18 protein-coding genes, 1 tRNA gene and 1 pseudogene are annotated in these 22686 nt (G+C 71.9%); 7 read left to right on the plus strand and 13 right to left on the minus strand.

Going from position 1 to position 22686, the window contains the following annotated elements:
* Window positions 1-126 precede the first annotated feature (126 nt).
* The 6 genes and pseudogenes from AB0G35_RS01915 to AB0G35_RS01940 all read right to left on the minus strand — a co-directional run.
* A pseudogene (locus AB0G35_RS01915) lies at window positions 127-1290 on the minus strand (lipid-transfer protein); the annotation flags it as partial.
* A complete protein-coding gene (locus AB0G35_RS01920) occupies window positions 1287-1826 on the minus strand; it encodes a MaoC family dehydratase (RefSeq protein ID WP_360942142.1) in 540 nt (179 codons plus the stop codon). The pseudogene AB0G35_RS01915 and the gene AB0G35_RS01920, both read right to left, overlap by 4 nt.
* Window positions 1823-2371 (minus strand): acyl-CoA dehydrogenase family protein, encoded by a 549-nt coding sequence (locus AB0G35_RS01925; RefSeq protein WP_360942145.1) that lies wholly within the window; start codon window positions 2369-2371, stop codon window positions 1823-1825. The genes AB0G35_RS01920 and AB0G35_RS01925 overlap by 4 nt, the downstream gene beginning before the upstream one ends.
* 6 nt (window positions 2372-2377) lie before the next feature.
* Complete coding sequence (locus AB0G35_RS01930) at window positions 2378-3514, minus strand: bifunctional MaoC family dehydratase N-terminal/OB-fold nucleic acid binding domain-containing protein (protein WP_360942148.1); 1137 nt, start codon at window positions 3512-3514, stop codon at window positions 2378-2380.
* Complete coding sequence (locus AB0G35_RS01935; protein WP_360942151.1) at window positions 3511-4755, minus strand: acyl-CoA dehydrogenase family protein; 1245 nt, start codon at window positions 4753-4755, stop codon at window positions 3511-3513. Before AB0G35_RS01935 ends, AB0G35_RS01930 begins: the two co-directional genes overlap by 4 nt.
* A 428-nt stretch (window positions 4756-5183) precedes the next feature.
* Complete coding sequence (locus AB0G35_RS01940) at window positions 5184-5492, minus strand: hypothetical protein (RefSeq protein ID WP_360942154.1); 309 nt, start codon at window positions 5490-5492, stop codon at window positions 5184-5186.
* Between the two features lie 724 nt (window positions 5493-6216).
* On the opposite strand from AB0G35_RS01940, the gene AB0G35_RS01945 reads away from it, so the two are divergent.
* On the plus strand, window positions 6217-7071 hold the full coding sequence (locus tag AB0G35_RS01945) for a bifunctional DNA primase/polymerase (RefSeq protein WP_360943055.1): 855 nt from the start codon (window positions 6217-6219) through the stop codon (window positions 7069-7071).
* A 551-nt stretch (window positions 7072-7622) separates the two neighbouring features.
* Here AB0G35_RS01945 and AB0G35_RS01950 read toward each other — a convergent pair.
* From AB0G35_RS01950 to AB0G35_RS01960, 3 genes are all read right to left on the minus strand, one after another.
* Entirely contained in the window at window positions 7623-8420 is a 798-nt protein-coding gene (locus AB0G35_RS01950; protein ID WP_360942157.1) for a methyltransferase domain-containing protein, read from the minus strand.
* Between the two features lie 839 nt (window positions 8421-9259).
* A tRNA-Ser gene (locus tag AB0G35_RS01955) sits at window positions 9260-9346 on the minus strand.
* A gap of 51 nt (window positions 9347-9397) precedes the next feature.
* Complete coding sequence (locus AB0G35_RS01960) at window positions 9398-10984, minus strand: trypsin-like peptidase domain-containing protein (protein WP_360942160.1); 1587 nt, start codon at window positions 10982-10984, stop codon at window positions 9398-9400.
* A gap of 997 nt (window positions 10985-11981) precedes the next feature.
* On the opposite strand from AB0G35_RS01960, the gene AB0G35_RS01965 reads away from it, so the two are divergent.
* From AB0G35_RS01965 to AB0G35_RS01975, 3 genes are all read left to right on the plus strand, one after another.
* Window positions 11982-12878, plus strand: coding sequence for a glycerophosphodiester phosphodiesterase (locus tag AB0G35_RS01965; protein WP_360942163.1), 897 nt, complete (start codon window positions 11982-11984; stop codon window positions 12876-12878).
* A 140-nt stretch (window positions 12879-13018) separates the two neighbouring features.
* Window positions 13019-13639 carry an ATP-binding protein gene (locus AB0G35_RS01970; RefSeq protein ID WP_360942166.1) on the plus strand — a complete coding sequence of 207 codons (621 nt, stop codon included), beginning with the start codon at window positions 13019-13021 and terminating at the stop codon, window positions 13637-13639.
* A gap of 543 nt (window positions 13640-14182) precedes the next feature.
* Window positions 14183-15151, plus strand: coding sequence for a DUF5926 family protein (locus AB0G35_RS01975; RefSeq protein ID WP_360942169.1), 969 nt, complete (start codon window positions 14183-14185; stop codon window positions 15149-15151).
* A 241-nt stretch (window positions 15152-15392) separates the two neighbouring features.
* On the opposite strand, the gene AB0G35_RS01980 is transcribed toward AB0G35_RS01975, so the two are convergent.
* Both AB0G35_RS01980 and AB0G35_RS01985 read right to left on the minus strand, forming a co-directional pair.
* Complete coding sequence (locus AB0G35_RS01980) at window positions 15393-16217, minus strand: hypothetical protein (protein ID WP_360942172.1); 825 nt, start codon at window positions 16215-16217, stop codon at window positions 15393-15395.
* Between the two features lie 180 nt (window positions 16218-16397).
* Window positions 16398-17147 carry a bifunctional DNA primase/polymerase gene (locus AB0G35_RS01985; RefSeq protein ID WP_360942175.1) on the minus strand — a complete coding sequence of 250 codons (750 nt, stop codon included), beginning with the start codon at window positions 17145-17147 and terminating at the stop codon, window positions 16398-16400.
* 396 nt (window positions 17148-17543) lie between these two features.
* Between AB0G35_RS01985 and AB0G35_RS01990 the strand changes: the two genes are divergently transcribed.
* The 3 genes from AB0G35_RS01990 (at window position 17544) to AB0G35_RS02000 (ending at window position 21069) form a co-directional block, all read left to right on the plus strand.
* Window positions 17544-17846, plus strand: coding sequence for a hypothetical protein (locus tag AB0G35_RS01990; RefSeq protein ID WP_360942178.1), 303 nt, complete (start codon window positions 17544-17546; stop codon window positions 17844-17846).
* 9 nt (window positions 17847-17855) lie between these two features.
* On the plus strand, window positions 17856-19463 hold the full coding sequence (locus AB0G35_RS01995; protein ID WP_360942181.1) for a PP2C family protein-serine/threonine phosphatase: 1608 nt from the start codon (window positions 17856-17858) through the stop codon (window positions 19461-19463).
* A gap of 148 nt (window positions 19464-19611) precedes the next feature.
* Window positions 19612-21069, plus strand: coding sequence for an aminopeptidase P family protein (locus tag AB0G35_RS02000; RefSeq protein ID WP_360942184.1), 1458 nt, complete (start codon window positions 19612-19614; stop codon window positions 21067-21069).
* Window positions 21070-21076: 7 nt separating this feature from the next.
* Here the strand turns inward: AB0G35_RS02000 and AB0G35_RS02005 are convergent, their stop codons facing one another.
* Both AB0G35_RS02005 and AB0G35_RS02010 read right to left on the minus strand, forming a co-directional pair.
* Window positions 21077-21730, minus strand: coding sequence for a TetR/AcrR family transcriptional regulator (locus tag AB0G35_RS02005; protein WP_360942187.1), 654 nt, complete (start codon window positions 21728-21730; stop codon window positions 21077-21079).
* 265 nt (window positions 21731-21995) lie between these two features.
* Window positions 21996-22484, minus strand: a complete 489-nt coding sequence (locus AB0G35_RS02010) for an ATP-binding protein (protein WP_360942190.1) — start codon at window positions 22482-22484, stop codon at window positions 21996-21998.
* Window positions 22485-22686: the final 202 nt, after the last annotated feature.

Here is a 22686-nt window from a genome sequence, read left to right on the forward strand (position 1 = left end):
CGCGGCGGTCCCCTAGGGACTGCCCGGGGAACTGTCCGGGTCACCATCCGGGGAACTGTCCGGGGCACCATCTGGGGTACGGCCCGGGCCCGGGGTACCGCCCGGGGTACCGCCCGGAGCGCCGGCTCCGTCCCGGCTGAGGATCAGCCCGGAGGTCGGCACGCCGGTCCCCGCCGTGACCAGCACGTGGGTGGCGTCCGGCGTCTGGTTGGGGGAGGTTCCGCGGAGTTGCCGGACGGCTTCAGCGATGCCGTTCATGCCGTGCAGGTAGGCCTCGCCGAGCTGGCCGCCGTGGGTGTTCAGCGGAAGGACGTCCGCGGCGACGAAGTCGGCGGCCTCGCCGGGCGCGCAGAAGCCGAACTCTTCCAGCTGCATGAGCACGAAGGGGGTGAAGTGGTCGTAGAGGATGGCGACGTCGATGTCGGCGGGGGTCAATCGGGAGGTGCGCCAGAGCTGGCGGGCGACCACGTTCATCTCCGGCAGGCCGGTCAGGTCGTCACGGTAGAAGCTGGTCATCTGCTCCTGGGCGCGTCCGGCGCCCTGGGCCGCGGCCGTGATCAGTGCGGGCGGGCGTCGCAGGTCACGGGCCCGCTCGGGGGTCGTGACGACGAGGGCCTGGCCGCCGTCGGTCTCCTGGCAGCAGTCCAGCAGCCGCAGCGGCTCGACGATCCAGCGGGAGGCCGCGTGATCGGCGAGGGTGATCGGCCTGCCGTGGAAATAGGCGGCCGGGTTGCGGGCGGCGTGCCGGCGGCCGGTGACCGCGACCTGGCCGAAGGCCTCCGAGGTGAGGCCGTAGGTGTGGAGGTAGCGCTGCGCCGCCATCGCGACCCAGGAGGCCGGGGTGAGCAGACCGAAGGGGAGGTTCCAGCCAAGCGCCGTGCCCTCGGCGGAGGGCTGCCGTTCCTGCACACCGGAACCGAAGCGGCGGCCCGAGCGTTCGTTGAACGCCCGGTAGCAGACGACGACTTCGGCGATCCCGGTGGCGACGGCGAGGGCCGCCTGCTGCACGGTGGCGCAGGCCGCGCCACCGCCGTAGTGGACGCGCGAGAAGAAGGACAGCTCCCCGATGCCCGCTGCTTGCGCGAGGGTGATCTCGGGGGTGGTGTCCATGGTGAAGGTGACCAGGCCGTCGACGTCGCCCGGGGCCAGGCCGGCGTCGTCGAGCGCGGCGTGCACGGCCTCGACGGCGAGCTTGAGCTCGCTGCGACCGGAGTCCTTGGAGAACTCCGTCGCACCGATCCCGGCGAGGGCGGCGCGCCCGGAGAGCGCATCGGGACGGTGCAGGCTCATACGGTGCCCTCCGGGGAAAGGCGGGACCGGGACGCGCAGGACGCCGCGGCCCCGGGCGGAGGCAGGCGGACGGTGGCGGTGCCGGTGACGTGATTACCGAGCGCGTTGGTACCGATGATCTGGACGCGAGCGGTGATTCCGTGGGGGGTGGTGGGGCTGGCGGTGGAGGTGGCGGTGGCGTTAGGGGTGGAAGTGGGACGGGCGGGGAGTGCGTCGACCTCGGTGATCGTCCCGGTCAACGTCATGGTGTCTCCTGGGTAGTTGGGGGCACCGAGCCGTATCGCGAGTTTCTGCAGCACGGCGGTGGGACCGAAGTGGTCGGTGAGGTAGCGGCCCACCAGCCCGTTGGTGGTGAGGATGTTCATGAAGATGTCCGGGGAGCCCTTCTCCCTGGCGAGCTCGACGTCATGGTGCACGTCCTGGTAGTCGCGGGAGGCGAGGGCCCCGGCGACGATCAGCGTCCGCGTGATCGGAATCTCCAGGGCGGGTAGTACGTCACCGGCCCGGACGCTTCTGCCTCGTTCTTCCCGTGTCATGCGGCCTCCTCATTCGGCGGATCGGTCAGCAGGGTGCCGAGTTCTTCCAGGAGTGCGGCGCCGCAGCCGAGGTGGGCGTCGAGTTGGCGGCCCCAGAGGAAGTGCCGGTGGACGGGGTGGTCGAGGTCCGCGCCGACGACGCCGTGCAGATGCTGGCCGGTGTGCACCACGCGCCGGCCAGCCTCGGACGCCCACCACGCGCCGGCCAGCGCATGCGCGCCGTACGGCAGCCCCGCGTCATGGCCCCAGGCCGCCTCGTAGGTGGTGACGCGGATGGCCTCGGTATCCATGTACGCGTCGGCCGCGCGCAGCAGGACGGCCTGGTTGGCGGAGAGCGGACGGCCGAACACCAGGACCAGCGCCAGACCCAACAGCTCGATCTCCTCGACGGCCGCCGGCAGTCCGGCCGCGCACAACGCCTTCCAGAGCTCGGCGTCCGAGGCGGTACCGGCCGCCGTCAGCCGGTCGCGCGTGGCGAGGTCGCCGAAGATCCGCACCGCGAGCTGCTGGGCGGCGGACTGCTCCTCGGTGGGGGTGACGTCCATCAGCCCTCAGCCCTCGCCCGTGCGGAACACCGACGGCACCGAGCCCTCGCCCGCACGGAACACCGGCAGCTCCAACTCCTCCTCCACACGCAGGAATTCCAGTCGTACCGGCATCCCGATCCGCACCTTGTCGCGGGGCACGCCGATCACGTTGCTGACCATCCGGACGCCCTCGGCGAGCTCGATGAGCCCCACCGCGTAGGGCGGGTCGAAGGCCGGGAAGGGTGGGTGGTGCATCACCACGTACGAGTAGACGGTGCCGGAGCCGCTCGCCTCGATCGTGTCCCATTCGGGGGAGCCGCATGCCTGACAGCCGGGAAGCCAGGGGAAGCGCAGCGTCCGGCAGCCTCCGCACCGCTGTATCAACAGCCTGTGCCGGCTCACGCCCTCCCAGAACCCCGCATTGTCCCGGTTGATCACCGGCCGCGGCCGCCGCGCCTTCGCCGGTGCCTCCGCCAACGGTGGCGGTGCCGGTGGCGGTTCCTTCTGCCGTGCCGGCCTCTGGGCCGGCGCGTACTTGAGGATCCGGAAGCGGTGCGTCCCCGCCAGTTCCCCACCCGCTCGGACGTCCATGCGCGTCGTGACGAAGTGGCCGGTCCCCAGCTTGGTGGTCTTACGCTCCGATACGGACTCGATCACCGCGTCGAAGGTGATCCGGTCGCCCGGCCGCAGCAGCCGCAGATACTCCTGCTCACAGTCGGTCGCCACCACGGCCGTGTAGCCGGCGCGGTCGAGCAGCGTGGACAGCTCGTCGTACGCCCCCGAGCGGCCCTGATGGCCGGAGAGCCCGCCCATCGTCCACGCCTGGAGCATCGTCGGCGGGGCGATCGCGTCCGGTCCCTGGTACGCCGGGTTGGCGTCCCCCATCGCCTCGCACCAGTGCCGGATCATGACCGCGTTGACCGGGTCCTTCCCGACACCGGCGGTGGCCGCGGGCCGCCCCTCGTACGCCTTCAGCCGCTCATACAGGTCCCCGGCGGCCGTTGCCTCGTCCGTGTCCACTTCCGTGCCCTGCGCGCCTTCCGTGCCCTGCGCGCTTTCCCTGTCCTGCGCGCTTTCCCTGTCCTGCGCGCCTTTCGTGCCCTGCGCGCCTTTCGTCCCCTGCGCGCCCTCCGTCTCCCGCGTGTCCCCGGTCGCCGTCATCGCCGTCCCCTCCACATCCCCAACCGCATCCCCAGCCGCATCATCGCGACGATCTCCCGCTGGACCTCGCTCACGCCGCCCCCGAACGTGTTGATCTGCGCCGCGCGGTTCATCCGCTCCAGTTCGCCGTCCCCGTAAGCGCCCGGCGAACCGGCCCGCACCAGGGCGGACTCGCCGACCACCTCCTGGCACATCCGGTAGACCTCAACCGCACTCTCCGTCCCGGCGAACTTGACCCCGCTGGCACCCCCGAGGCTGAGCGTCCCGGCGCCCACATCACCGACCAACCGCCAGTTCAGCAGCCGGGTCACCGCCAGCCGGGCGTGCACCTCGGCGAGCCGGGACCGGACCCACGGACGGTCCGCCGGCCGCTCCCCGGTCTCCGGGTCGGCCGCGCGGGCGTACTCCAGCGCCGCGCGGTACGCGTCCTCGGCCTGCATCCCGATCGCCGCCAACGCCACGCGCTCGTGGTTGAGTTGGTTGGTGATCAGCCGCCAGCCGGCGTTCTCCTCGCCGACGAGACTGCCGGCCGGAACGCGTACGTCGTCGTAGTACGTGGCCGTGGTCCGCAGCCCGCCGACCGTCTCGATCGGCGTCCAGGAGAAGCCCGGCGCATCGGTCGGTACGAGGATGATCGAAATGCCCTTGTGTGGGGGCGCCTCTGGGTCGGTACGACAGGCCAGCCAGATCCAGTCGGCCTGGTGGGCGTTACTGGTGAAGGTCTTGGCACCATTGATCACCCAGTGACCGTCAGCGCCGCCAACGCTGCTGGCCCCGCCATCGCTGCTGGCCCCGCCCTCACTGCTGGCCCCGCCCTCACTGCTGGCCCCACCACCACTGCTGGCCCCGCCCTCACTGCTGGCCCCACCACCACTGCTGGCCTCACCACCGTGCCCACTACCGGCCTCGCCACCATGCCCACCCTCGGCCCCACCGCCGTTGTCGCCTCCCGGCCCCTCCCGCCCCTCCGCACCGGCACCCGGTTCACACACATCAATGGAGACCGGGGCACCGGCGCGGTACGCCTCGTCGAAGAAGATGAACTGTTCGTCCGGGCCGCGCCCCTGCCCGCCGTACTCTGTCGGCCAGCCAAGGCCGAGCATGCCGTCGGCACCGATCCGACGCAGCACCGCACGCTGCGCATCGGCACCCTCGGGCGCGCCGTCCGGCATCAAGTTACGGAAGTAGGCCCGGAGTTCTGCACGCAGACGTTCCTGGCGCGCGGTGGGGGCGAGGTGCACGTGGACGGCCTCCCCTTCTGTGGCCCGGAGGCCCGATGACCCGATGACCCAGATGGCACAGTGACCCGACGCCCCGGCGCCCGGTTACGCGGCGCCCCGGTGACGCGGCGCCCCGGCGGCCCCACGAACCTGCGGCCCCGTGACCCCGCGGCTCCACGAACCCCGCGGCTCCACGAACCCCGCGGCCCCGATGGAAGCAACGCCCCAGTGGCCCACCCGGCGGCCCAGTGGCCCAGCAACCCCGGCGCCCCGACGCCTCCACGCCCATTCCCCCACGCAAGCACAAGCGAGCGGGTTTCTGACTGTCCGTCAGAAACCCGCTCACTGTCAAGGCCGGCGCGGCGAACCCCAGAGCAGCCCATGCTCTCGACGTCGGCCTCGACGTATCACCCCTGGTCAGCCGCCTCTCCCCATACGGCGGCCCCGGGTCAGCCGATGTTGTTCCCGAAGCTGACGGTGGCGTTGCCCTGGTCGATGGTCGTGAAACCGGACCCGTTGACGCTCGCGGTGTTGTCCTGGTTGGAGGCGCCGGCACCGTTGGCAACCTGCTGGCCGTTGGTCGCATTGCCGTGGTTGTCGTCGCCGATGAGGACGCCCCCCTGGCTCGTCGACGCCGCATTCGACCCGTTGGTCGCAAAGCCGCCGTTGTCGGCCTGCGCCACGCCGGAAAGGAGCGCCACCGCGAAGGGCAACGCGGCGGCCACAGCGATGACGCGGGCCGTACGGGTGCTTGCCATCTCAATTCCTCCTACGGAACACAACTTCTGGATCCCACCTGCCGGACCGGGCTCGGCGGGCCCGCCGGGACCGGTCCACGCCTGGTCAATTGCAGAACTCCGTTGGCCCATCGGATAGTTGGCCGGCCACCACGATGCTTGCCACACGTCGCGAACTCAGGATTGCCCACGGATCCCCGACGAATCCGCCACCGCGGACCGATTCCCTCGCAAGCATGAGGAACCCCCGGTAAACCCCCGCCGCATCACGTCACCCCTCCCGCCGCCCCGCGACAAGGACACGGCCCGCCGGCACCCCCGGCCCCTCAGGCATAAGCGGCCACACCCATTCCGCCCAGCCGCCCCGGCGCACGAACCGCCTCCCGCACGCCCCCCCCTTCCCCTCATCGAACATTCGTACGAAAATAGCGTCATGGCACCCCTGCACCTACGCCATACCGAGCCCCCGCCGGCCGACCGCTCACAGCCCCCGGCCGAAGCACACTCACACCCACCGATCGACGCGCGGTGGCAAGCATCACCGACCCCCGACACATCCCACCCACCCACCGCCGCCCCCGCGCACCCGCCCACACCCCCACCAGCCACGCCCCCACCGCCCACACCCACACCGCCCACACCCACACCGCCCCCCACCCCCTCCACTGCCTCCACTCCCTCCCCCTCCACCCCCTCCAGCCCCTCCCCCGCCCTCTCCCCACCCCTCGACGCCCACACCGCCGCCCTGGCCGAGGCGCTGATCGCCGCCGAGCGCGGCTATCCCGTCATCCCGCTCACCCGCTCCAAGCTGCCCGCCCTACGGTCCCCGCACCGCGGGCACCCCGAGGTCCCGCCCTGCCACGGTGACTGCGGCCGCCTCGGGCACGGTGTCCACGACGCGAGCACCGACCCGTTCACCATCCGCCGCATGTTCGCTGCGGCACCCTGGGCCACCGGCTACGGCATCGCCTGCGGACTCCCGCCGCACCACCTCATAGGCCTCGACCTCGACACCAAAAACGGGGCCGACGGCCTCACCGCCCTGCTGTTCCTCGCCGAGGCACACGACTTCCCGACCCCTCCGACGATCATGGTCCGCACCCCCAGCGGCGGCCAGCACCTCTGGTTCACCGGCCCGCCGTCCCCGCCCGTCCCGAACTCGGTCGGCCGCCTCGCCCCCGGTATCGACGTCCGCGGAACGGGCGGCTACCTGGTCGGCCCCGGCTCACTCACCACCCACGGCCGGTACGTCCTCGCACCGAACACCCCCGACCGCCCGGCCCCCGTCCCCGCACCCCTGCTCACCCTGCTCACGGCCCCGCCCGCGCCGACCCGCCACCGCCCCTCCCCGCATCACACCGGTACCGGATACGAGCCGTCGCCGGACGTCCCGCCCCAGCCCGCCGCAGCGCTCGTACGCTTCGTGCGCACCTCCCCGGTCGGCCAGCGCAACGCCCGGCTCTTCTGGGCCGCCTGCCGCGCCTACGAGGACGGCCTCGGCCCGGAGCTCGCCGCCCGACTGACCGAGGCCGCCTGCCACACCGGCCTCCCCGAAGAGGAGGCCCGCGCAACCATCGCCTCAGCATCCCGCCGGCGCTAGTCGCAGCCCCCTCCCACAGAAGCCACCTCGCCCAAAAGCCACCTCCCCCAGAAGTCACCTCTTACAAGAAGCCATCCCAGGGGTGTCACCACCAAACGCCTGCTCCCACCTGCCGCGCCTACGCGACCGACACGGCCCAGGAACCCCGGCAACGGACGCGTACGCCCACACCGAGGCCGACTTCGAGCCCGCGGCGGACATCGGTACCGGCATCAGCCTCGACGGTGACTGCCCCTCGCCGGGGCCAAGCAAAGCTCCGCGCCACCGCCGGCAGCGAAGCCGTAGAACTGCCGACCCGCGTAGAACGCCCCGGCCGCACAGAACGCCCCGGCCGCACAGGACCACCGGCCCGCCCAATGGACCATCCCGCCGACCCCCCTCTCCACAGCCACCAGCCACCACCGACCAGTAGCCACCACCGGCGACCGACCACCGACCACCACCGGCACCGGCACCGGCACCGGCCAGCAACGCCGCTCTCTCCCGGCCCGCGGAAACCCCGCCCCTCCCCCTCCCCCCCCCCGGCGGAAATCCCGCCCCTCCTTCTCGTCCTAGTCCCCAGAGGCGCCAGGCTTCCGCGCCTCAATCAAAAACCGCGTCGTATGCGCCACGAACGCCCCCTCCCGCCGCATCTGCTCATCCAACTCCCGCAACCGGTCCAGGTATTGCTCCACGCTGAACCCGGGCACCATCCACACCACCTTCCGCAGAAAATAAATAACCGCCCCGATGTCGAAGAACTCGGTCCGCAACGACTCGGCCCGCAGGTCGACCACCTCCAGCCCGGCCGCCTCCGCCTCCCGCCGCGCGTCCTCGGGGTGCCGCGCCCGCCGTACGTCTTCAGGCTGTGGCCCGAGGAAGTACTCCACCAGCTCAAAAACGCTCGCCGGCCCCACCTGTTGGGAGAGGTACGCCCCACCGGGCCGCAGCACCCGCGCGATCTCCTCCCACCACACGGTCACCGGATGACGGCTCGTCACAAGATCGAACGCCGCATCGCCGAACGGCAACGGCGGCTCATCCTCGTCGGCCACCACCACCGCACCGAGCGGATGCAGCAATGCGGTGGCCTTGGCGATGTTCGGCGGCCAGGACTCCGTGGCCGCCATCACCGGCGGCAACTTCGGAACCCCGGCAAGCACCTCCCCACCCCCCGTCTGGATGTCCAGTGCCGCCCCCACCCGCGCCAACCGCTCCCCCAGCGCCCGCTGGTACCCCCAAGAGGGCCGCTCCTCAGTAGCCCTCCCCTCCAACCACGAAAAATCCCACCCCTCCACCGAAACGGCCTCCGCCTCGGCCACCAATTCCTCAAACCCGCGCATACAAGCCATACGATCCATACGCTCCATACCCCCACACTTCCTCTAATCACCCCCCAGCACCACCCATTTACCCACCGCCTCACACCAGCCCCAGCCGCGAACTCCTGCCACCAGTCACCAACCACCAACCACCAGCCACCAGCCATCACCCGGAACCAGAGCTGCAGCAGAGCTCGCGGCAGAGCTCACCACTCAGGTGTGGCCGCTGCCATGGCACGGCTCGCTGACACTCTTGGCGCGTTGGTCGGCGCAATTACCGCCCTGATGCGGATGATCCGCGTCACGGCGTGCGGGAAGGAACGCATAGGAGCGAGCGTAGAACAGGACACCGCCCGGCAAGGATCGACGTGTCACCACCGAATTACCCAGCCTCAGCGCGGAGTTGAGACCGCAGAGCCTCCTTGCTTGCCGGCTCCACATCAACCACGCGGCCAAGGCGTCGCACAAACCCCCACCCGGTGGGCCCCCAACGGAGAAAGCGTTGCCATGCCCCATACGCACCGACCGCTGGACTGCGCCGCGCTCTGCTGCGCTGCTCGAAGCCGGGCCGCCACGGCCGTGCACACCTGCGCCTCGGCCATGACCCCGGCAGCCTTCCCGCCACCACCCCGCTGCACCGCGTCCGCCGGCCCCAAAGCCACCACTAAGCCCGCCCCGGTAAGCCGCGCAGAGGACAACCACGGCATCGACGACCATACGAAGCCCACGCAGCAGCTCCCGCAATACGACGCCTCCCGGGCCACGCCCCACTGGAACCCCTACGAGCACGTGCACCAGATCCAGAGTGCGACACCTGAGACACCTGAGACACCCCGAACACAGAAGGCCCCCGACCGGGAAAACCCTGGTCAGGGGCCATCTACCTGCGGAGGCTGTGGGATTTGAACCCACGGTGACGTTGCCGCCACGACAGTTTTCAAGACTGTTCCCTTAGGCCGCTCGGGCAAGCCTCCCCGCGGCGCCCGGCGCGTGGAGCGCGGGTGCCGCGGGATCAGATTAGCGCGTCACTTGTCGCCCGTGCGCTGCCCCAGGGTGACTTTGGCCGTGTGCTCCTTGCCGGCGCGCTTGTAGGTCAGGGTGACCTGGTCGCCGGGCTTGTGCTGCCAGATTTCGCTGATGAGGGTGGGGCCGCTGTCGATGACCGTGTCGTCGAGCTTGGTGATCGTGTCACCGGGCTGCAGGCCGGCCTTGTCGGCCGGGCCGTTCGGGGTGACCGCGTCGGAGCCGTTGTTGCCGGTCTGGGCGATGGTCGCGCCGTCGCCGGTGTCCCGCATGCCGACCTGGACGCCGATCTGCGGGTAGATCGGCTTACCAGTCTTGATCAGGTCCTGGGCCACCCGCTTGGCCTGGTCGATGGGGATCGCGAAGCCCAGCCCGATGCTGCCGGACTGGCCGGACTCGCCGCCCAGGCCGCCGCCGTTGCCGGCCGACTGGATCGCGGAGTTGATGCCGATGACGTTGCCGCCGGCATCCATCAGCGGTCCGCCGGAGTTACCCGGGTTTATCGACGCGTCCGTCTGCAGGGCGCTCATGTACGACGCCTGGCTGCCGCCGCCGTCGCTGGACGCCACCGGCCGGTCCTTGGCGCTGATGATGCCGGTGGTGACCGTGCCGGACAGCCCGAACGGCGCGCCGATCGCGATCGTGGCGTCGCCGACCTGCACGTTGGACGACTTGCCCAGCGGGAGCGGGTTGAGGGTGGCGTCCCCCGGGTTCTTGAGCTTGATCACGGCGACGTCGTAGCCCTGGGCGTGGCCGACGACCTCGGCGTCGTACTTCTTGCCGTTGGAGAACGTCGCGGTGAGCTTGCCGCCGTCTGCCGCGCTGGCGACGACGTGGTTGTTGGTGAGGATGTGGCCCTGCTTGTCGTAGACGAAGCCGGTGCCGGTGCCGCCCTCACCGGTGGCGCCCTGCGCCTCGATCGTCACGACGCTCGGCAGCGCGCGCTGCGCTATTCCGGAGACCGAGGTGGGCTTGCGGTTCAGCGCACCGGCGTCACCGGGCGCGGAGACCGTCGTGGAGGCGGTGTCGTCGCGGCCCGCGGCCCAGTAGCCGATGCCGCCGCCGACTCCACCGGCAACCAGCGCGGCCACCAGGACGGCGGCGATCAGCCCACCGGTGCGCCGCTTGGGAGTAGGGGTGCCGGCCCCCGCCCACGGGTCGCCGCCACCGCCGTACGGAGGCCCGCCCCAGCCGCCACCGGAGGAACCGTGACCGGCCTCGACGTACGGGGGGAGCTGCGCGGTGGGCTCGCCAACCGGGTGACCGGTGGAGGTGGGCTCGCCACCCGGATATCCGGTCGTGGTGGGCTCACCACCCGGGTGCCCGGGCGTGGTGGGCTCGCCGCCGGGGTACCCCGCCTGCGGCGGCTGGTACGGCTGCTGGTGCGGCGGCTGGGGGTGGCCGGGCCCGTCGGCCGAGGCGACGGTCGGGGCGAAGTCCGGCGGCGGGGGTGCCGCGGGGGGAGTCGCGGGCGCGGGCGGCGTGTCGGGAGCTTGGGCGCCGGAGGCGGACGCGGCAGCGCTGTCCGGCTGCGCCCCGGTCGGCGGCTTGGCCTCCGACGGGACGGCTCCCTCGTTCTCGGTGCTCACAGCTCTCTCCTCAGCTTCACGGCCTTACGGTCCCGCCCGGGCCCGGCGGGCCCGTACGGGGGGGTCTTACGGTCCGGCCGGGCCTCACGGTCCAACCGGGTGTGGGGACGGTGACACGGACTGCGTCCCCGAGGTGTCCGGGGGCGCGGAGTGCGTCCCCGAGGTGTCCGGAGATGCGGACCGCGTCCCCGATTACGTCTCGGAGGGCGATCTCCGTCACCGCCGGAGTTCCGGTGGACCGGTGGACCGATGGGCCAGGTGAACCAGGCTGACCAGGTGGACCAGACGGGCCCGGTGGACCGAGTCTGCCTCCGGTTGGCTCGGCTACCCACTTCGCGGCTCACCAGTACTCCCGGCGCGCCGTTCCGTGCTCCAGTACTCCGGTGCTCCAGTACTCCGGTACTCCTGTCCTCTCCTCCACTGCTCCAGTGATCCAGTGCTCCAGTACTCCGGTGCTCCCGCACTCCGGTACCCCAGGATTCAGGATCCCGGCGGTCTCGGCGAGTCCCGGGCCGCCGGACCGGTCCGTCGGTCCGGGCCGCGCGGTGGGTCCGCGGGCCCCGGGCCGGGCGGTACGGGCCGGGCGATACGGGCGAAGCTCCGTCCCAGCCTTTCCCACCGCGCGTCAGAGCGCCGTAAGCCGAGGCTGTGACTGTGCTCTCATCCTTTATGCCGGACAAAACGGGCGCATCCGTTGTTCCGCGCGTCGGGGTACAGCTGCCCCACGCGGCGGGGCCCCGGCGGAGGCCACGGCGGGGGCGCCGGCGGGGGCCACGGCCGGCACCACCGCAGGAGATCACTACGGAGATCACCATTCCCGTCCCGGGCAGACCCCAGCCCGCTCGCCCGCGGTCGGCCGTCCGCGGTCCGCGGTCAGCGTTCCTCGGCCTGCGGTCGGCGGTCCGCGGCAAAGACGTAGAGACGAGGGACGGGGGATCAGGCCCCATCTCCCCGTACGCCCGGGCGGCCCGGCGTCGGCGAGTGGCACGATAACGCGGTGAGCTATGCACGCCCCGCCCAGGACCGCCACCCGGATCGTCCCGCCATTTCCGTAGTGGCCCATCGGGGTGCTTCGGAGGACGCCCCGGAGCACACCCTGGCCGCCTACCGCAAGGCGATCGAGGACGGGGCGGACGCCCTGGAGTGCGACGTCCGGCTGACCGCGGACGGCCATCTGGTCTGTGTGCACGACCGGCGGGTGAACCGCACCTCCAACGGGCGTGGCGCGGTCTCCGCCCTCGAACTCGCCGATCTCGCCTCCCTCGACTTCGGCTCCTGGAAGGAGGAGGCGCTCGGCAGCCAGACGTTCGGGGCCGAGGCGCCGGACCGCCAGGGCGGGGTCTACGGCGGCGAGGCGCCGGACCGGCAGAACGAGGATCCCGAGCGGACGTCCGTACTGACGCTGGAGCGGCTTCTGGAGCTGGTTGCCGACGCGGGCCGCCGGGTCGAGCTGGCCATCGAGACCAAACATCCGACGCGTTGGGCCGGACAGGTGGAGGAGCGGCTGGTCGAGTTGCTGGACCGGTTCGGGTACACGAAACCGGCCAAGAGCGACGACCCGCCCTCTCCGGTCCGGGTGATGAGTTTCTCCGCCCGTTCACTGCACCGCGTCCGGGCCGCCGCGCCCGCCATCCCCGCCGTCTACCTGATGCAATTCCTCACCCCCCGCTACCGCGACGGCCGGTTGCCGGCGGGCGTGGGCATCGCGGGGCCCGGCATCCGGATCCTGAGGGCACATCCCGAATACGTCGCCAAGGCACATCGAGCGGGCAATCAGGTGCATGTGTGGACGGTCAATGAGCCCGACGATGTCGTGCTGTGCCAGGAATTGGGAGTCGACGCGGTGATTACAAACCGCCCCAAGCAGGTACGAATGCAACTCGGCCTTGGCTAAAGCTCATCACAGGGTGTGCACCGGCGCATTCGGCTGGTGCCCGATGCCGGTTTGTGCGTCATTGCGTGCCGGGTGGCCGGTTTCCGGTCCAGTCCATTGGGGCATTCATCCCGTGGCGTGGGGCAAAGGAGGTCTCGGGGGTGGCGTTGGTGGTGGCACAAGAGGTGCCGACGTCGTCGATCATGGCCGTACCCCATGGTCCAGTGGGTGTGGGCATGGCCAGGCGGCGCATGCGTGAAGAGCTGTTGGCAAGCGGAGTTCAGGACACGGTCGTCGATGACGCGGTCCTGGTCCTTTCGGAGTTGCTGAGCAATTCCTGTCGGCATGCCCGTCCGATCGACGAACCCGGCTCGGCGGGCCCGGTGGCGGCCCGGAACGGCTCGCGGGTGGGGGCCGTGGCGTCCGTGCGGGCGTCCTGGCAGATCGACGGGCAGGGCCGGCTGACCGTTGCGGTCACGGACGGCGGCGGACCGACCCGTCCACGCCCGGCCACTCCTTCCGTCACCGCACACGGCGGCCGGGGACTGGCGATCATCCGCTCGCTCGCCAAGGACTGGGGCGTACGCGACAGCGCCCCGGGTGAGGTCACGGTGTGGGCTGCGCTCTCTCTTCAGGGCGCGTTCGCTACGCGCGTGGATCTGTTGCCCGATCCGACGGCCGACGCAGTGACCGGCCCGGTTGCCGGGCTGCCGTCCCCCCTCGCACCCACCGGCCGGCCGCTGAACCCGGCCGCCTTCCTGGACATCGAGGACTTGGCGTAGCCCTCGCGGTCTTGGCGTATCCCTCGCGGTCGGCCTCTCTTGGCGTAGGCCTCGCAGGCTTGGGGTAGACGACGAGGGCTCGGCGCAGCCCTCGCGTTCTTGACATAGACGACCAGGACTTGACGTAGGTGGGCCCACGACGTCCTGGGCGTGGCGCAGATACCCCAAGACGTCGAGGACTTGGCGCGGGTAACCCGGCGGACATGGGCGGCACAGCCGGCGCAGTCGGGACAGCCTATGCAGTCGCGACAGCCAGCGCGGTCGGGACAGTCTGCCCAGTCAGGACATTCGACATAGTCAGGTCAGTCAGCACAGTCGGAACAATTGGGCAGTAGGCCGTCCCCCACCGGCCCTCCCCAGCCCGCCAACGAGACACCCGCGAAAACACCCGCGACGCCGCCACGCATGGTCGGGGCGGGCCGGTGCGCGATCCTCTAGGCTCGCGCCGAAACGCGTCCGTACGTCCAGCCCGTACGACCAGGCCGTGCGTCCCGTGCGTACGACCGGGCCGTACGACCGGGATCGACCAGGAGAAGCCGCCGCATGGCCAAGAAGCGCCGCCCCCAGCCCCAGTCCGCAGCACCGCAGATCAAGGACGGGGAGGTGCCGGTCGTCGGCGCTCGTGAGCCCTGCCCGTGTGGTTCCGGCCGCCGGTACAAGGCGTGTCACGGGCGGCGCGCGGCGCACGCCGTCACCGAGTTGGTGCAGCGGCCCTTCGAGGGCCTGCCCGGCGAGTGCGACTGGGTGGCGATGCGCGAGCTGGTGCCCGCCGCCACCGCCGAGTTGACGCTGAAGGGCGGACTGCCCGAGGGCGTGCCCTCCGTGACGCTGGCGACGGTGCTGCCGATGGCGTGGCCCGCGCTGCGCCGTGACAACGGGGCGGTGCTGCTCGGGCTGCAGAACGACACCGCCTCCGGTGACATCAGCCGTGACCTCGCGGACACCCTGCAGCGCGCACTGGCCGCGGAACCGGGCAGTCCGGTCGCTGCCGCGCGGCCCTCCGCCGAGGGTCCGCGCCTCCAGGATCTGCTCGACCTGAACGCACCTTTTGAGCCGACCGTCCACACGGGCTTCGAGTTCTGGGTGGAGAACGCCGAGAACGCCACCGGTGAGGTCGCCGCCTCTCTGGAGCGGGCCAACGCGGCCGCCATTCCGACCGCCCGGATTCCCGGCCTGGAGGGCGCGTACTGGTGCGAGGCCCCCGAGAAGAACCACCTGCGCTGGGTCACCGCCCACCCCGAGGAGCAGCTGCTGGACGCGCTCGCCCGGCTGCACGCGGCGGGCGTGTCCTCGCTCGGTGAGGGCACCCGCCTGGTCGGTTCGTTCCGCGCCCACGGGCTGGTCGTACCGGTGTGGGACCTGCCCTCGGCGATGGGCGCGGACGAGGTCGCCAAGCCGGCCGCGGAGTTCGCCGAGCGGCTGGCCGGGGCGCTCGCGGCCGAGGCCCCGCTGACCGCCGACGAGCGGCGGGCCCGCGGCGGTCTCACCAACCGTCAGATCACGCTGAGCTGACCGTCCCGGCGGAGATCGTGCGCACCGTACGCCTCTGGGGACACCGGCGTGACGCCGGTCACAACTCCCCCTACCTGACGGTAAATAAGCGTCCGGAAATCCACGATCGAATTTGCTAACCGCCGATCTCTTGTTACGGTTCTAAAAGCCCGGTCGCTGGTGCATCCCCCGTCGCCAGCGACCGGGCGCTTCCATGTCCGGAATCAGGCACTCCGACCGGCTGGACGATCACGCCGGACAGTCACGCCGGACGATCACCGCGAGCCCGTGGCGCCCCCGCCGCGTTGCCGCCGGAGCGCAGCAGCAGCCGCTCCCCCGCCGCGTCCGAGAACTCCGCGACCGCCGAGTACCCGGCACGCCCCGCGCGTACGGTCCGGCCGGCCGGCGTCTCGCACACGCCCGGCGCATCGGCCGCCGGCACCTCGCAGTTCACCTGGATGCTCCGGCCGTCCGGCCGCAGCAGGGTCAGTACGGCGCGCAGCGGGCTGCCGGTGACATTGCGGTAGTACGTCCGCGCCCAGGTCCGGCCGTACTCGGTGAGCACACAGGTCTGGGCCTCGATGCCCCGCCCGGAGGCGAGTTCGGGGCCGCAGTGGGTGATCCGGCCGGAGAGGAGCGGCAGACCGAGGTCGGCCAGGGTGCCGTCCAGGGGACCGTCCAGGGGGCCGTCCAGGGGGCCGTCGGGGGGTCTGGCCGACAGTCTGGCGGAGGACCCGGCGGGCGCCCCGGCGGGACGGCGCGAGTGCCCGGCTTCGGCGGAACGCTTGCCCGCCTTGGTCCCGTTTTTCCCCGTCTTGACGCCGTTGGTCCCCGCTCCGGGGCCGACTTCCCTCATCCCGGCGCCGCTCCTCCCCGCCGCGGCGCCGTTCTTCCCCGCCATGGCCCGCGCACCCAGGGGGCGTTTTTCGGCCGTGCGCGTTTCTTGCCCGGTGCGGGGTGCGGCGGCCGGGCGGTGGGGGAGCAGTGGTCCGGCCGGGCCGGCAGTCGCGGCGCCGAGCGGTACGGCGACGGCGAGCGCCGCCACACCGGCGAGCCCGGTCATGCGGAGTTTCTGCGCACGCTGCATGGGACCCACCTGCGGTTGAGATGCCATCGTCGACGCCGACGGCTTGACGGTGGGCCGAACCTATCGGCCGCGGGCGGTGCGTCCGGTCGCCCGGACACCCGTTTCCCGTAGTGATCGGGCCCGTCACACCCTTACGGGTGAACCGCCCGCGGGTCCTTCGAGGTCGCCCGCTCGCGCCCGTCAGTACGCGAGCCGGCTGCCGCCGTCCGGGGTGCTGGTGCTGGCCGTCACCAGGGCGTCGACGATCGTGGCCACCTTCGGCAGCCAGGGGGCGGCCGGGGACGGGGGTCCCCCCTGCTCGAACAGGGTTGAGGGCTTGGGGGCCGCCGGCGGCCGTTCCCAGCGCACCCGGCCGGCGCCGATCTGGGACGGCGGAAGCACCACATAGCCGCCCTCGCCGTGGAACCGCAGCGAGCTGGGCACCCAGTCCTGCGAGTGCAGCAGCTCGCCCAACTCGGCCAGCCCGTACGGGGATACGAGCAGCGACCAGCGGGTGGGCGTGGCGACGACGGGGCCGACGCGGACGCCGAAGTGGTCCAGGGCGGCCAGCGCGCGGGCCCCGGCGACCGCCGGCAGGCTCACCGCGCAGGGCGCGCGGCCGCCGGTGGCCAGCACGATCGGGGCGGACGGGCGGTTGGTCCACCACCAGCGCACCATCCGGGCGTCGGTGGTCGCGGCGAGCAGGCCGGGGTCGAAGGGGTGCGCGCCGGGCACCACGCAGTCCGGGTCGGGACAGCTGCAGCGGCGGGTGGGCCGCTCGCCGAGCCCGAGCCGGACGCCGGCGGGCTGCCGGCCGGCGGGGCCGAGCGCCACGCCGGGAAGTACGGGCCACTGCCACTCGGTGGCGCACTGGAGCGCCGCACCGAGCAGCGCCGACCTCCCCGTGCGCCGGAACAGGATCTTGCGTCGCCTTCCGAGGATCTCGCGCATGAGCGCTCGTTCCTTTCCGTTAACGCCGAGGGCTTAGTCCATCGCTCTTCATGGCACTTCAAGGCACTGCTTGCCCGGTCCGCATGGTCTCGCGGCCGGGCCGCTCGATGCCGTGGTGGCGTCCTTGCGGCCCGGTCATGCACGCCGGGGTCGATCGCGCGTCGATCACGCCACGTGGATCTCTGGTCACCGCGTGTACAAGGCAGCGCATCACGTCGTACGCCGAGCGGGGAACGTGGCGGGGGGTGGCGCGCGCATGGCGCTTGCGCTTCCGGTGGTGCAGTCCCCGCCACTTGGGAGTGCGTGCGGTCGCCGCCGTATGAGACGCCGGTGCCCGCCGGAGAGTTCCCGGCGTGACCCCAACTGGCCCCGCACCTTTCCGAGTACGTACCCGCCATGGTGGTGATGACGCGCTGTCGATCGGCGTCAGTCGACCTCAAATTGACGCTCAGGGGGCTTTTTTCAGGCCAATCTACAGACCTCACGGACACCACAAACCCCACGGGGACAATGCTGGACATCCCCTCGCTGGTGCGTGTACATGTGGAGGCATTGATAGCGGAGCAGCATGACATGGGGGTTTGCGATGCTATTGAGGAAATTGAGCGCCCGAACGGATCGCACAACGTCACTCAACAAAAAGCCGCACTCCCTCACAAACAGCGGCCTGAACTGGAGCAATGCCTGGCGCGACGATAGCCGTCGGCCATGACTGCCCCTCACGTACCGAAAGTGGCTGGAATCGAACCAGCTCTGCCCGCTCCCACGCACACTGTCGGCCCGCATCCGGCGAAGAACCCCGCGGACCCGGCATCCGGCACCCCGTCCGACCCCGCCGACGACACGTCCGACCCCGCCACCGACGGAGCCGGGAACACCGCCCCCGACCCCCCGCCCGGCTCCGCCCCCGCCACCCCCGAGGTCTCCGCGCTCGACCAACTCGCCGCCGTCCAGGACCGGCTGGCCGGCTGGATCTCCGACCTCAGCACCCTGCACGACCTGACCGAACGGCTCGCCCGCACAAGGACGTTGGACGAGGCGCTGCACGAGCTGCTGCGCGCCGGCGCCTCGCTGGTCGGCGCCCGCCGCGGGCTGGTGGTCCTGGCGCCGGCCGACGGACTCGGCCCGGAGACCACCGTCGGCCTCGGACTCGGCCACGCCGAGATCGGACACATCGAGACCGTCCCGCGCCGCGCCCTGTCGTTCGCGCGGATACTGGACGGCCTTCCGGAGCCGGGCACCTCCGGCACCGGCGACGACGCGCCCGACGGCAAGGGCGGCCCCGACGACCGTACGGAGATCAGCGAGCCCGACATCCCCGGGGAGAAGGACCTCGATCCGCGGCTGCGGGAGGTCGCCGCCCGTCTCGGGTACGCCGCCAGCTACGCCGTGCCGCTCACCGCCGATCCCGTCGGCCGGACCGGCGCCGCGGTCTGGCTCTACGACGAACCGGCCGCGCCCACCGAACGCCAGCGCCACCTCGTGGGCCTGTACCGCGCCCACGCCGCCGAACACCTCGCCCGTCTCCTCGAACTCCACCGCAGCCGGCAGGCCGCCGCCACGCTCCGCGCGGAGCTGCTGCCGCACCGGCTGCCGCGGGTCCCGGGCGTCCGCCTCGCGGTGCGGCACGCCACCGGGCCGCGCGGCGGCGGCGACTGGTACGACGCCCTGCCGCTGCCGGACGGCGCGCTGGGGCTGGCCGTCGGTTCGGTGACCGGGTCCGGGCCGAGCGCGGTGGCCGCCATGGGACGGCTGCGGGCGTCGCTGCGCGCGTACGCGGTGATGGAGGGCGAGGACCCGGTCGCGGTCCTCTCCGATCTGGAGCTGCTGCTGCGGCTGACCGAGCCGGCCCGCAGCGCGACCGCGCTGTTCGCGTTCACCGAGCCGCCGCCGGGCGCGCCGGGCGGCCCGCCCGCGCCGCCGGTGCCGGGCGTGCTGCCGCGCAAGCTGGTGCTGGCCGGGGCCGGTCACTGCCCGCCGCTGATCCTCGGTGATCTGCGCACGGAGTTCGTGGAGACCTCGCTGTCCGCGCCGCTGGGCATGCTGGCCTGCTGGGAAGCGCCGAGCGTGGAGATCGAACCGGCCGGCGGCGAGACCCTGCTCCTCTACAGCGACGGGCTGCTGCACCGCACCGGGGAGCCGATGGACCGCGCCTTCGCCCGGTTGCACACGGCCGCGGCAAGCGTCCCCCGGGCTCTCCGCCACGATCCGGAGGCGGTGGCCGACCACGTCCTGCGCACGATGCTGCCGCGGGGACTGGACGACCCGTCGTCGGAGGAGGACGTGGTCCTGCTGGTGGCGTACTTCGAGGAGTAGGCGACGCGATCGCGCAGGTCAAAAGGGTGAGCGGCGGTGCCCCGGGAAGGGGCGCGGCCGCTGCCCGAGAGGTCACCTCTGCTGCCCCCTGGACCGTCATCCGTCGGCACATACGATGGAATGCGGTTCACCCTTAAAAGGAGGCATTGTGACCGACGAGCTCACGCCGGAGACCCCGGACGAGGACGAGCAGCCGATCAAGCAGCGCAAGAACGGCCTTTACCCGGGCGTCTCGGATGAGCTCGCGGAGAACATGAAGAGCGGCTGGGCCGACACCGAGCTGCGCGACCTGCAGCCGATCGAGCAGGCCCCGAACGCCGCCCGCCGCCGCGCCGCGCTGTCCGCGCGGTTCCCCGGTGAGCGCCTGGTGATCCCGGCGGGCAACCTGAAGACCCGCTCCAACGACACCGAGTACTCCTTCCGCGCCTCCACCGAGTACGTCTACCTCACCGGCGACCAGACCGACGACAGCGTGCTGGTCCTGGAGCCCACGAAGGACGGCCACGAGGCGACGGTCTACCGCCTGCCCCGCTCCGACCGCGAGAACGGCGAGTTCTGGCTCAACGGCATGGGCGAGCTGTGGGTGGGCCGCCGGCACAGCCTCAGCGAGTCCGAGGCGCTGCTCGGCGTCCCCTGCAAGGACGTGCGGGAGCTGGCCGAAGCGCTCAAGGAGGCCACCGGCCCGGTCCGCGTCGTCCGCGGGCACGACGCCGGCATCGAGGCCGCGCTGACCGACAAGGTCACCGCCGAGCGCGACGAGGAGCTGCGGGTCTGTCTCTCCGAGGCCCGGGTGATCAAGGACGAGTTCGAGATCGGCCAGCTGCAGAAGGCCGTCGACTCCACCGTCCGCGGCTTCGAGGACGTCGTGAAGGTCCTGGACAAGGCCGAGGCGACGTCCGAGCGCTACATCGAGGGAACGTTCTTCCTGCGCGCCCGCGTCGAGGGCAACGATGTCGGCTACGGCTCGATCTGCGCCGCCGGACCGCACGCCACTACCCTGCACTGGGTCCGCAACGACGGCCCGGTCCGCTCCGGCGACCTGCTCCTGCTGGACGCCGGCGTGGAGACCGACACGCTCTACACCGCGGACGTCACCCGCACCCTGCCGATCAACGGCCGCTTCACCGACCTCCAGCGCAAGATCTACGACGCGGTCTACGAGGCCCAGGAGGCGGGCATCGCGGCGGTCAAGCCGGGCGCCGCCTACCGCGACTTCCACGACGCGGCCCAGCGGGTGCTCGCCGAGAAGCTGGTCGAGTGGGGCCTGGTCGAGGGCCCGGTGGAGCGGGTGCTGGAGCTCGGCCTGCAGCGCCGCTGGACCCTGCACGGCACCGGCCACATGCTCGGCCTGGACGTCCACGACTGCGCCGCGGCCCGCACCGAGACGTACGTCAACGGCACGCTGGAGCCCGGCATGGTGCTCACCGTCGAACCCGGTCTGTACTTCCAGGCGGACGATCTGACGGTCCCTGAGGAGTACCGCGGCATCGGCGTCCGTATCGAGGACGACATCCTCGTCACGGAGGACGGCAACCGGAACCTCTCGGCCGCGCTGCCGCGCCGGTCCGACGAGGTCGAGAGCTGGATGGCCGGGCTGAAGAAGTAGCCCTGCTTCACGGGCCGGTGGCGTCGTCCACCGGCCCGTCGCCCTTCCGCGCGTACGCGCCCGCGCGGGCCGCGGCCCACACGGCGGTCGCCGCCGATTCCGCCAGTGCCTGGTCGACCGGGCGGCGGGCGATCAGGATCCGGTAGTAGAAGGGCGCGCCGAGCGCCGACATCACCTGCTCGGGATCGGTGTCCGCGGGCAGTTCGCCGCGCGCCACGGACCGCTCCACCATCCGGCCGGCCAGCGCCAGCCGTTCGCCGAAGAACGACCGCAGCGCGGTGGCCGCCTGCGGATCGCGGGCCGCCGCGGAGACCACCGCCTCGATGAGCCGCCGCCTCCGCGGCTCGCCGTAGAACGCGCTTATCGAGCGGGCCAGCGCGTGCAGGTCGCCGGGGAGGGTGCCGGTGTCCGGCAGCGGCACGTCCGCGCTCAGCTCGGTCAGCACGTCGCAGACCAGACCCTCGATGCTGCGCCAGCGCCGGTAGAGCGTCGCGACGTGGATCCCCGAGCGCTGGGCGACCTTCTCCATGGTGAGCCCGGCGAGCCCGTCGGCGCCCAACTCCTCGAACGCCGCGGCGAGTACGGCCTCGCGGGTGCGCGCCGTGCGCCCGCCGGGTCGGGTCTCGCCCGGGGCTTCCCGGGCCTGGTGCGCTGTCGTCACGCCGGCTCCGTATTGCAGTGCGGGATCACGCCAAGTATTGTCCGGGAAAGACTAACGCGAGCATCTTCGCGTTAGATTTGGTGCGCGCCGGTCTCGCAGGGACAGGGGACGCCGCGGGGGAGGTCCTCCCACCGCGAGACCGCGCCGCCAATCCCTCTCCGGCAGGCACATTCCGGCCAGCCCGCGGCTCCACGAGGCACTTCCGCCCTTACACTCCGCGCCGCCCGCCCGCGCCTGACTCCCGCTCAGCACTCCCGGTGACGCCTCACGACGCCATCGGCAGCGCCGCACCCTCCCGCCACTTCAGGATCTTGTCGAAGCTGACCACCGCGCCCGGGCGGCCGGTGCGGTTGCGGTAGCGGACGTGGTCGGTGAGGGCCTCGATCAGAAAGAGCCCCCGGCCGTCCTCCGCGTATGCGGGGGCCTGGGCGGGGGCGGGGACGGTGGCCGGCGGGGGCGGGTCCGCCGGGCTATGGGGCGGGGCGGAGGGTGCGCCGCGGAAGCCGGGGCCCGAGTCGGTGACTTCGATGCGGCAGGTGTCGCCGTCGATGAAGACCGTCACGCGGTAGTCCTCGGTGGCTCCGTCGCCGCCGTGCTCGACGGCGTTGGCGCAGGCCTCGGACAGCGCGACCGACAGGTCGTAACAGATGTCCGGGTCGACGCCGGCCGTTTCCATCGTGCCCAGCAGCAGTCGGCGGGCGAGGGGCACGCTCGCAGCCTCGCGCCGCAAATGGAGTGACCACCAGATGCTCATCGCTCCAGCCTCCTGGCCGCGGCTCGACATATCGATACGTATTGCCGTGCCCCAAGGTCCGTAAGCATGTCCGGGACGTGATACCGCTCATTCGGCGGATGCGAAGAGTGAGCGCATCGGTGTAGACGCAGCGCCGCGCCCGCGCCTCCGCGCGCCCCGCCGGACGCCCTGGACGCCCCCGAAGGCGTCCTCTCGCCCCGGC

The organism is Streptomyces sp. NPDC021749 (assembly GCF_040640655.1).
In the GTDB taxonomy this organism is placed as follows: Bacteria; Actinomycetota; Actinomycetes; order Streptomycetales; family Streptomycetaceae; genus Streptomyces.